The sequence below is a fragment of the Neisseria sp. P0009.S007 genome, from assembly GCF_051962515.1.
On the sequence record NZ_JBQCVF010000064.1, the window covers coordinates 1 to 11761 of the forward strand.

Sequence of the window (11761 nt, forward strand, 5' to 3'; positions counted from 1 at the left end):
GCGACACCATCAATGTCAAAGGCGACAGCAACATCATCAGCGAAACCGTAGCCGGTGGCGCACAGCTGAAACTGGCCGATGTATTGAATGTCGGTCAAGCGGCTCCGGTGAAAATCGATGGCGACAAAGGTGAAGTCAGCGGCTTGAGCAATACGACTTTGGGTGGCAATGATTTTGCCCAAGGTAAACGTGCAGCGACCGAAGAGCAGCTGAATGCGGCCCAAGATCAGTTGGTGAATGTATTGGGTGGCAATGCGGCCAATAATGGCGGCAACATCAGCATGACCGATATTGGCGGTACTGGTGAGAACAATATCCACGATGCAATCAAAGCCGTTAATGCAACTGCCAATCTGCCTTTGACTTTCGGCGGCGACAGTGGCAAAGACGTTGAACGCAAACCGGGTACGAAGCTGAATATTGTTGGCGGTCAAACCGATGCAGCCAAACTTTCAGACGGCAATATCGGCGTTGTAGCGAATGGTTCTGATAAGTTGGAAGTCAAATTGGCTAAAGACTTGGCAGTTGACAGCGTGAAAGCCGGCGATACCACAGTCAATACTGACGGCGTGAAAGTTGGCGATGTCAATCTGACTAAAGCCGGTTTGAACAACGGCGGCAACAAGATTACCAATGTTGCAGCCGGTACCGATGATACTGATGCGGTGAATGTTGCTCAGTTGAACAAAGCTGCGGCTGCGGCTAAGACTGAAGTCGTTCAAGGCGATAACATTGTTGTTACTCAGGATGTCGGTGCCAATGGCCAAACCATTTACAAAGTGGCTACCGATAAAAACCTGAAAGTCGACAGCGTTACCGCAGGCGATACCGTGATGAATAATGACGGTGTGAAAGTCGGCGATGATGTTGCATTGAACAAAGACGGCTTGAAAGCAGGTGATGTGAACCTGACTAAAGCTGGCTTGAACAATGGCGGCAATAAGATTACCAACGTTGCGGCCGGTACGGATGACACCGATGCAGTCAATGTTTCCCAACTGAAACAAGCTGCGGAGGCATCTAAGACTGAAGTCGTTCAAGGTAAGAACATCGTTGTGACGGAAAAAACAGGTGACAAAGGTCAGACTGTTTATGAAGTTGCTACCGATAAAGACTTGGACGTTGACAGCGTGAAAGCCGGTGATACTACTGTCAACAATGATGGTGTGAAAGTTGGTGATGACGTTGCATTGAACAAAGACGGCTTGAAAGCAGGCAAGGTAAACCTGACTAAAGACGGCTTGGACAATGCGGGCAACAAAGTAACCAACGTAGCAGATGGCGATCTCAATGCCAACAGCAAAGATGCCGTCAACGGCAGCCAGTTGTACGCAACCAACCAAAACGTAGCCAACAACGCCGCGACGATTGCCAAAGGCATCAACTTCGGCGGTACGACCGGTAGCAACAACTATGCGTTGGGCAATACCATCAACGTTAAAGGCGACAGCAACATCATCAGCGAAACCGTAGCCGGTGGCGCTCAACTGAAGTTGGCTGACGAGATTAGCGTGAAGACAGTGAATGCCGATACCTTCAAAGCAGGCGATACTGTGATGAACAATGACGGCGTGAAAGTTGGCGATAAAGTTGCATTGAACAAAGACGGTCTGACCGCAGGCAATACCGTGGTCAACAACGATGGCGTAACCATCGCTGCACCGACTGAAAGCAATCCGAACAACCAAGTCAAATTGTCTCCTGTCGGTCTGAACAACGGCGGCCAACGCATTACCAACGTGGCTCCGGGTAAAGACGGTACAGACGCGGCAAACGTGAACCAGTTGATTGGCTTGGGCAACGAATTGCAAAACAACATCAACCAAGTAGGTAAGAAAGCCTACGCGGGTGTGGCCGGTGCGATTGCCCAAGGCTCGATTCCGCAAGTAACCCGTCCGGGTGCGACCGGTATCGGTGTCGGCAGCGGCTACTACGGTGGTCAGTCTGCCATGGCCATCGGCGTGTCTGCGATGAGCGACGGCGGCAACTGGATTGTCAAAGGCAACTTCTCGGCCAATACCGACGGTCATGTCGGTGTCGGTGCCGGTGCGCTGTATCAGTGGTAAGTTGGCAATGACAGGCAACTAGATTTGCTGCCTGAATAGGGAGGCCGTCTGAAATTTTAGGTTTCAGACGGCCTTTTTTTCTGAAAACACTTGAATTTAGGCTATCTGAAACGATATGCTTCATCTATTTACCGCATGACTCTGAAAGAGAACAAATGAGCAAAACCATCCATTATTTGAAAGACTACGCCGCGCCAGCGTACCGTATTCTGAAAACCGACCTGCATTTCGATATTTTAGAACCGCAAACCATCGTCAAATCTAGTCTGACCGTTCAACCTGAAAGAGCAGGGGAGCCATTGGTATTGGATGGTTCGGCAAAACTGCTGTCTGTGAAAGTAAACGGCCGGGTCGTAGATTATGTGTTGGAAGACGAAAAACTGACGATTGCCGGCGTGCCGTCTGAAAACTTCACGCTGGAAGTAGAAACCGAAATTTTGCCGGCTGAGAACAAATCGCTGATGGGTCTGTATGCTTCCGGCGGCAATCTGTTTACCCAATGCGAACCGGAAGGTTTCCGCAAAATTACTTTCTACATCGACCGTCCGGATGTCATGTCTAAATTTACCACCACCATCGTTGCAGACAAAAAACGCTATCCGGTGTTGCTGTCTAACGGCAATAAAATTGATGGCGGCGAGTTTTCAGACGGCCGTCACTGGGTGAAATGGGAAGACCCGTTTGCCAAACCGAGCTATCTCTTTGCTTTGGTGGCAGGCGATTTGGCGGTAACGGAAGATTATTTTACAACCATGAGCGGCCGTAAGGTCAAAATCGAGTTCTACACCACTGAGACAGACAAACCTAAAGTCGGTTTTGCCGTGGAATCGTTGAAAAATGCGATGAAATGGGACGAGATACGTTTTGGCTTGGAATACGACTTGGATATTTTCATGGTCGTTGCCGTGGGCGATTTCAATATGGGCGCAATGGAAAACAAAGGTTTGAATATTTTCAACACCAAGTTTGTGCTGGCCAACAGCCGTACCGCGACCGATACCGACTTTGAAGGCATCGAATCTGTTGTCGGCCACGAATATTTCCACAACTGGACGGGCAACCGCGTGACCTGCCGCGATTGGTTCCAATTGTCGCTGAAAGAAGGTTTGACCGTTTTCCGCGATCAAGAGTTTTCCGGCGACCGGGCCAGCCGTGTGGTACGCCGTATCGACAATGTCCGTATGCTGCGCTTGTTCCAATTCCCAGAAGATGCAGGCCCGACTGCGCATCCTGTCCGCCCGGCCAGCTATGAAGAGATGAACAACTTCTACACCATGACCGTCTATGAAAAAGGTGCGGAAGTAGTGCGCATGTATCACACCTTGCTCGGAGAAGAGGGCTTCCAAAAAGGCATGAAGTTGTATTTCCAACGCCACGACGGTCAGGCTGTGACTTGTGATGATTTCCGTGCCGCAATGGCAGACGCAAACGGTATCAATCTTGATCAGTTTGCCTTGTGGTACAGCCAAGCCGGTACGCCGGTTTTAGATGCTCAAGGCCGTCTGAAAGATGGAGCGTTTGAATTGACGATCAAACAAACTATTCCGGCTACGCCCGATATGGCGGACAAACAGCCGATGATGATTCCGGTCAAAACCGGTTTGCTGAATGAAAAAGGCGAAGCGGTTGAGTTTGAATATCAAGGTAAACGGGTGAAAGAGGCGGTTTTGGTATTGACTGAAGCCGAGCAGACTTTTGTATTGGGCGGCGTCAATGAGCCGGTTATCCCGTCTCTGCTGCGTGATTTCTCTGCGCCGATTACCTTGAACTATCCGTACAGCGAGCAAGAATTGGCCACTTTACTGGCGGCAGATGAAAATGAGTTTGCCCGTTGGGAAGCTGCTCAAACCTTGTACCATCGCGCCATTAACGCCAACCGTCAGGCATTGGCGGAAGGCCGTCCTTTGCCGGAACATAAAGCATTGATGGATGCTTTGGCTTTGGTGGTTTCCGGTGATTTTGATCCGGCATTCCGTGCCATTTTGCTGCAAATGCCGTCTGAAACCGATGTATGGGCGGAAGAAGAAAATATTGACCCTATTCAGGTTCATCAAGCGCGAGAAGCCTTGCTCAATGCTGTTGCCGTCAAGTTCCTGCCTCAATGGCGCGAGCTGAACCGTCAAGCTGCCGAGCAAGAAAACCAGGCTGATGCTGCTGTTCGTTATGAATACAGCCCGGAATTGGCCGGCTGGCGCACTTTGCGCAATGCTTGCAGGGCATTTATCCTTCGTGCTGACGCAGCGCATATCGAACACGTTGCGGAAAATTACGAGGCAATGGCGCAAAACATGACACACGAATGGGGCATCTTATCCGCAATCAACAGCAATGAAAGCGAAATTCGCGATCGTTTGTTGACGAAATTTGCCGATAAATTCGCCGATGATGCCTTAGTAATGGACAAATACTTTGCTCTGATTGCTTCAAGCCGCCGCAAAGATACTTTACAGCAAGTTCAGACGGCCTTGAGTCATCCTAAGTTCAGTATTGAAAACCCGAACAAGGCCCGTTCTTTGTTGATCAGTTTCAGCCGCAATATTCCACATTTCCATGCAGAAGATGGCAGCGGCTACCGCTTTGTAGCCGATAAAGTGATGGAAATCGACCGTTTTAATCCGCAAGTTGCTGCTCGACTGGTGCAGGCTTTCAACATCTGCAACAAATTGGAAGCCAACCGCAAAGCCGTCATGACCAAAGAATTGCAACGAATCCATGCACAAGAAGGTTTGTCCAAGGATGTGGGCGAGATTGTCGGTAAGATTTTGAATGAAAAATAAAGCCTGAGACCTTTGCAAAATTCCTTTTCCCCAACAGCCGAAACCTAAATAAAGGTTTTCGGCTGTTTTTGTTTCACATATCCACTGATTCTACTCAAATACCCCCTTAATCCTCCCCGGACACCCGATAATCAGGCATCCGGGCCGCCTTTTAGGCAGCAACAGGCGCACTTAGCCTGTTGGCGGCTTTCAATAGGTTCAAACACATCGCCTTCAGATGGCTTTGTGCACTCACTTTGAGCAGACCGAAATAGGCTGCCCGCGCATAGCGGAATTTACGGTGCAGCGTACCGAAACTTTGTTCGACCACATAACGGGTCTTCGACAAATATCGGTTGCGTTTGGTTTGCGCTTCCGACAGCGGATGTTTGCGGTGGGCTTTGCGCATAATGCCGTCCAGCAACCGATGTTCTTCCAGATGTTGCCGGTTTTCCTTACTGTCATAGCCTTTGTCGGCATAGACGGTCATATCTTTGGGCAGTTCTTCCAACAAAGGCGACAGGTGTTTGCACTCATGGGCATTGGCGGGGGTAATGTGCAGTTTCTCGATATAGCCTTCCGCATCGGTACGGGTATGTTGTTTGTAACCGAGTTTGTAGAGGCCGTTTTTCTTTGTTCAGCGGGCATCTTTATCTTTACTCGGTGTGGTTTGACCGCTGACTTGTCCTTCTTCATCGACTTCTATGGCCTGGCGCTGTTTGCTGCCGGCGGTCTGAATAATGGTGGCATCAACGACGGCGGCGGATGCTTTCTCTACTTTTAGGCCTTTTTTGGTCAATTGTCGGTTAATCAGTTCCAACAGTTCGGACGGGGTGTCGTCTTGCGCCAGCCAGTTGCGGTAGCGGCATAAGGTGCTGTAATCGGGGATGCTCAGTTCGTCAAAGCGGCAAAACAGGTTGAAATCGATGCGGGTGATGAGGCTGTGTTCGAGTTCGGGATCGGAGAGGCTGTGCCATTGTCCGAGCAGGATGGCTTTAAACATGGATAGCAGTGGATAGGCGGGACGGCCGCGGTGGTCTCGGAGGTAACGGGTTCTTTGACGATTCAGGTACTGTTCGATCGGCTGCCAATCAATCACTTGATCCAACTTCAATAGTGGGAAACGGTCGATGTGTTTGGCAATCATGGCTTGGGCGGTTTGCTGAAAGAAGGTGCTCATGAGAAATCCCCTAAATGTCTTGGTGGGAATTTAGGGGATTTTGGGGAATTTTGCAAAGGTCTCAGCCTGTCTGTTGACCTTATTGTAATCTAGCAATAAGGATAGATAGCTTAAAGGCCGTCTGAAACCGATTGGTTTCAGACGGCCTTTTTCATATGTCAATGCTTAAATTAATTTTCGTTGAGGGTAGAGAATAGAATAAAAAAAGAGCCTGCATAAAACAGGCTCTTTTTCATACTAATCCGAAGATTAGAATTTGTGACGCAGGCCAACCAAACCAGAGATGGTTTCAACTTTGTGAGGACCAGACTCAGCACCACGCAACCAGCCGGCAGAAACCAAAGCAGTAGTGCGTTTAGAGAAGTCGTAGTCAGCACCAACGATAACTTGGTCGTATTGAGTGCCTTTCAGTTTTTCGCCGTCAACTTTAGCTTTGAAGCCGTGAGCGTAAGAAACGCGAGGAGTTACGTTACCAGCGCGGTAAGCGGCAGTAGCAGCAACTTCGATAGTTTCAGCAGGACGGCTGTCCAAGCCAGCAGCAGTACCGAATACTACGTTAGAAGCGTTAGTACCGGCAGCACGCATAGCAGAAGTTACAACACCGTTAGATTGGGCTTGAGCGTAATCACCCAAAGTTTCCCAGTTTTTAGCGTATTGACCAGCTACAGATACGAACAGGTTGTTAGCATCGTAACCACCTACCAAGCGGTGTACGTGACCGTCTTTTTCAGAAACGGCGTTTTTACGGAAACCACCGGCGTATTGACCGAAGAAGCCAGAGTTTTCGTAGTTCAGGCCAGCGTAGTAAGTGTCACGGGTAGCGTCGTTGTGAGTGTATTTGTCAGAAGGGTTAGCATTGTCACGAGGAGTATATTGTACGCTTGCGCTGAAACCTGAGAATACAGGGCTGTCGTAACGTACAGAAACTGCACGTTCGTCAACACGAGTAAATACAGACATATTCAAAGCGCCGTTGCTGCTTTCCCATTGGTCAACATTGTCACTAGTATTTTTAACAGTAGAGTCCAGTTTACCAGCACGAACTTTACCGAAGCCACCTTCCAAACCGATGAAAGATTCGCGAGAAGCCCACTCTTTGTCGCCACCGGCGATAGAAGTGTTTTGTTCAACTTGCCAGATGGCATTCAGGTTGTTACCCAAGTGTTCGTGGCCTTTAAAGCCGATACGTGAGCCGAAGTCAGCGATTTCAGTAGCAGTTTTAGAGCTTTTCTCGTGACCCAGTTTAGCAGCAGTTTGTTCACCCAATTTTACTTTGGATACTTCAACACCGGCTTTAATTTGACCGTACAGAGTTACGTCAGCCATAGCTGCAACAGGCAGAGCCGCCAGAGTCAAGGCAATCAGAGATTTTTTCATTGCTGTTTTCCTTTTTTAAGTGTGAAGAAGCGAGCATTCGTTCTTCTTATTACGATATCGTTCTCTTTCAACGATTCCATGACCATAATATAAAGGTTATGGCCTAGGAAAACAAATTTTCCTCTTGTTTTGAGTGATTTTTGCAGGGAAACGTTGTTTTTTACAGACAGGGTGGAAGCATAAGGCGGTCTTTTATTTTGGTAATGTGTTTTTCTAAAAGGGAATTTCGGGATAGCTATAAAATATGGGGTATAAAATTAGGTTGTGAATATTGTTTATCGTGTTTTCAGACGGCCTTGGTAATTGGAATTTATCGTGTACTGGGTTTGCAAATATATAAAAAACCTGCCTGATTGCTCGGGCAGGTTTTATTTGATCGAAAGACAGATTAGTTTTTGTCTTGGTCAACCAGTTTGTTTTTGGCAATCCAAGGCATCATAGAACGCAGTTGAGCGCCGACTTTTTCAATTTGGTGATCAGCGGTCAGACGGCGACGTGCTGTCATGCTGGCATAGTTGACGGCACCTTCTTGGATGAACATTTTAGCGTATTCGCCGGTTTGGATGCGTTTGAGGGCATTGCGCATGGCTTCGCGGGATTTGTCGTTGATGACTTCGACGCCGGTTACGTATTCGCCGTACTCTGCATTGTTGGAAATGGAGTAGTTCATGTTGGCGATGCCGCCTTCGTAAATCAGGTCAACAATGAGCTTCATTTCGTGCAGGCATTCGAAGTAGGCCATTTCTGGGGCGTAGCCTGCTTCAGTCAGGGTTTCGAAGCCGGTTTTGATCAATTCAACCACGCCGCCGCACAATACGGCTTGTTCGCCGAAGAGGTCGGTTTCGGTTTCTTCGCGGAAGTTGGTTTCAATCACGCCGCCTTTGGTACCGCCGTTGGCTGCGGCGTAAGACAGGGCGATGTCACGTGCTTTGCCGCTTTTATCTTGGTAAACGGCGATCAGGGAAGGTACGCCGCCGCCTTTCAGGAATTCGCTGCGTACGGTGTGGCCTGGGCCTTTAGGGGCAACCATGATAACGTCGAGGTCGGCGCGGGGTACGATTTGGTTGTAGTGTACGTTGAAGCCGTGAGCGAACGCCAATACTGCGCCTTCTTTCAAGTTAGGCTCGATTTCGTTTTTGTATACGATAGGTTGGTTTTCGTCAGGCAACAGAATCATTACAACGTCGGCTGCTTTGGTTGCTTCAGCAACAGTGCGCACGTCGTGGCCGGCTGCTTCGGCTTTTTTCCAAGAGCCGCCTTGGCGCAGACCGATTACGACATTTACGCCGGAATCTTTCAGGTTTGCTGCGTGTGCGTGACCTTGTGAACCGTAACCGATGATGGCAACGGTTTTGCCTTTGATCAGAGAAAGGTCAGCGTCTTTATCGTAATAAACTTGCATTTTATTTCCTTAGTGTAAGAGGGTTCCGGACAATCCGGGTTGAGTTAAAAGTAATAAGGGGTTAAGCGGGGACTTGGTTCATCAAGACGATTTCCAATGCTTCGGTTTTTCCTTCAATGGATTTGACGAAGTTTTGGAAATGTTCGCTGGCATTGTGTTCGTCAATAGCTGCTTGGGATTTCCAGCTTTCTACGAATACGAAACGGTTGGGTTTGCCGATTTCTTGGTGCAGGTCGTAGCTGATGTTGCCTTCTTCTGCACGGCTGGCTTTGACCAATTCTTTAAACTGGGCAGCCAGAACCTCGGTGTATTCGGGTTTGACGGTAACTAATGCAACGATTTGGATGCTTGACATGTTTGTCTCCTACTGTTTTTCAGACGGCCTTTGTTGAAAGTAAAAGGCCGTCTGAACGATACAGCGTTAAATTTTCAAAATACGCTCGCCGCGGCCGATGCCAGCTGCGCCTGTGCGGACAGTTTCCAAAATTTGAGCACGACCGACTGTCTCAAGGAAAGAGTCGAGTTTTTCGGTAGAGCCTGTGATTTCGATGGTATAGCTGCGGTCTGTCACATCAATAACGCTGCCGCGGTAGATTTCGGTCAATCGCAGGAATTCGTCGCGGTCTTTGCCGACGGCGCGGACTTTTACCAACATCAGTTCGCGTTCGACAAAACGGCTTTCGTTCAAGTCAACCACTTTGACAACTTCAATCAGTTTGTTGAGTTGTTTGGTGATTTGCTCGATGACGTGCTCATCGCCGTGGGTAACAATGGTCATACGGGACAAGGTTTTGTCTTCGGTTGGGGCTACGGCCAGGGAGTCGATGTTGTAATCGCGTGCGGAGAACAAACCTACCACACGGCTCATCGCACCTGATTCATTTTCCATCAGAATAGATAAGATATGTCGCATTTCTTTCTCCTTACGCTTTTGCAATATCGCGCATATGCGGCGGCAGAACCATTTCATCCAAACCTTTGCCGTTGCCGACCATAGGCAGTACGTTTTGTTTCTTGTCGGTCAAGAAATCGAGGAATACCAGACGGTCTTTTTGGTTTAATGCTTCCAGTAAAGCGCCTTCTACATCGGATTTTTTGTCCACACGGATGCCGATATGGCCGTAGGATTCGGCCAGTTTGACAAAGTCGGGCAATGAATCGAAATAGGTTTCCGATTCGCGGTTGCCATAATACAGCTCCTGCCATTGGCGAACCATACCCAAATAGCCATTGTTTAATGTAACGACATTGATGGGGACATTATATTGGAAGCAGGTGGACAGCTCTTGGATATTCATTTGAATAGAGCCCTCGCCTGTGATACAGAAGACGTCTTGTTCCGGAGCCGCCAGTTTGGCACCGAGGGCATAAGGTAGGCCTACACCCATCGTACCCAGACCGCCGGAATTGAGCCATTGGCGGGGACGCTCGAATGGATAATATTGAGCAGCAAACATTTGGTGTTGGCCAACGTCGGAAGTAATAATGGCTGAGTTTTTGGTAATTTCTGCCAGTTTTTGAACAACGTATTGCGGTTTGATGATTTCGCTGTCGTTTTCAAACCACAGGCAGTTGTGCGAACGCCATTCTTCGATGGTTTTCCACCATTTGTCCAATGAGTCGGCTGAAGGTGCAGTTTCTTGTTTGCCCCACAGATGAATCATTTCGGTCAATACGTTTTTGACATCGCCGACAATCGGGATGTCCACTTTAACGCGTTTGGCAATGCTGGACGGGTCGATGTCGATATGGATGATTTTTTTGGGTTTGTCCAAGAATTTTGACGGTACGGAAACCACGCGGTCGTCAAAGCGAGCGCCGATTGCCAAAACGACGTCTGCATTTTGCATCGCCAAATTGGCCTCGTAAGTGCCGTGCATACCCAACATGCCCAAGAATTGGCGGTCGCTGGAAGGGTATGCACCCAAACCCATTAATGTGCCGGTACAGGGTACGCCGGTCATGCGGACAAATTGGGTCAGTTCATCGGAGGCATTGCCCAATACCACGCCGCCGCCGAAGTAAACGATGGGGCGTTTGGCAGAAGCCAGCATTTGTACGGCTTTTTTGATTTGGCCGATGTGGCCTTGTACAACCGGTTGGTAGGAGCGGATGAAGATGTCTTCTTGCGGATAGCTGAATTTGGCCATCGCTTGGGTTACGTCTTTAGGAATATCGACGACAACGGGGCCCGGACGGCCGCTGGCGGCAATTTGGAAGGCTTTTTTAATCGTATCAGCCAGCTCGCCAATATTGGTAACCAGGAAGTTGTGTTTAACACAAGGGCGGGTAATGCCGACCGTATCCACTTCTTGGAACGCATCTGTACCGATGAGGGAATTGCCCACTTGGCCGCTGATGACGACCAGGGGGATGGAATCGCTGTACGCAGTGGCAATACCGGTCAATGCGTTGGTTACGCCCGGACCGGAAGTTACCAAGGCCACACCGACTTTGCCGCTGACGCGGGCATAGGCATCTGCCGCATGTACGGCTGCCTGCTCATGGCGGGTCAGAATGTGCTTGAATTTGTTGAGTTGGAAAATGGCATCGTAGATTTCGATAACCGCACCACCGGGATAGCCGAATACGTATTCAACACCTTCGGCTTTGAGACTTTGCACGACGATTTGTGCGCCTGATAATTGCATATTGACCTCTTTTATGCGGTTTCTAACCAATAGGAACAATCCGCCTCACCACAGCACCTGTAATGCAATTCCGCCAAGCAGCGATTTAGGGTACGCGCATTGAGGGAATACGGCGACAGTCAGACTGTCCAAACAATTGGAAAGGAACACAGAGTTTGTGAAAAAGAGTAGAAAAGATAACGCAAACCGACTGTTCAATCAAGATAAAATCTTTCATCTTTTAACATTTGAAACGGGAAAATAGATTGAAGGTTGATTTTAAAGAAATAAAAAAACAGTTTTATTGATCTTGGTGTGGATGGATTGTTGACAGTTTGAGTAAGGAGAAG

Annotated in this window: 7 protein-coding genes and 1 pseudogene; 2 read left to right on the plus strand and 6 right to left on the minus strand. The window is 48.7% G+C overall.

Translation table 11 applies throughout. The features are described from left to right. Positions 1-2066: YadA family autotransporter adhesin (locus ACTHS3_RS07345; protein ID WP_440367551.1), on the plus strand; the 2066-nt coding region annotated here is incomplete at its 5' end. Between the two features lie 155 nt (positions 2067-2221). Continuing rightward, on the plus strand, positions 2222-4843 hold the full coding sequence (gene pepN, locus ACTHS3_RS07350; RefSeq protein WP_004521024.1) for an aminopeptidase N: 2622 nt from the start codon (positions 2222-2224) through the stop codon (positions 4841-4843). 151 nt (positions 4844-4994) lie between these two features. On the opposite strand, the pseudogene ACTHS3_RS07355 reads toward pepN, so the two are convergent. The 6 genes and pseudogenes from ACTHS3_RS07355 to ilvB all read right to left on the minus strand — a co-directional run bounded on the left by ACTHS3_RS07355 (position 4995) and on the right by ilvB (position 11432). Beyond that, a pseudogene (locus ACTHS3_RS07355) lies at positions 4995-6002 on the minus strand (IS5 family transposase). A 249-nt stretch (positions 6003-6251) separates the two neighbouring features. Continuing rightward, positions 6252-7379 (minus strand): trimeric porin PorB, encoded by a 1128-nt coding sequence (porB, locus tag ACTHS3_RS07360; protein ID WP_004521028.1) that lies wholly within the window; start codon positions 7377-7379, stop codon positions 6252-6254. Positions 7380-7767: 388 nt separating this feature from the next. Further along, positions 7768-8781: a ketol-acid reductoisomerase gene (gene ilvC, locus ACTHS3_RS07365; protein WP_004521030.1), complete on the minus strand. Its 1014-nt coding sequence runs from the start codon at positions 8779-8781 to the stop codon at positions 7768-7770. Positions 8782-8842: 61 nt separating this feature from the next. Continuing rightward, positions 8843-9136, minus strand: a complete 294-nt coding sequence (locus tag ACTHS3_RS07370) for a putative quinol monooxygenase (RefSeq protein WP_070624999.1) — start codon at positions 9134-9136, stop codon at positions 8843-8845. A 66-nt stretch (positions 9137-9202) separates the two neighbouring features. After that, positions 9203-9694, minus strand: a complete 492-nt coding sequence (gene ilvN, locus ACTHS3_RS07375) for an acetolactate synthase small subunit (RefSeq protein ID WP_003748480.1) — start codon at positions 9692-9694, stop codon at positions 9203-9205. 10 nt (positions 9695-9704) lie between these two features. Further along, positions 9705-11432 (minus strand): biosynthetic-type acetolactate synthase large subunit, encoded by a 1728-nt coding sequence (ilvB, locus tag ACTHS3_RS07380; protein WP_070625001.1) that lies wholly within the window; start codon positions 11430-11432, stop codon positions 9705-9707. Between the last annotated feature and the right edge of the window lie 329 nt (positions 11433-11761).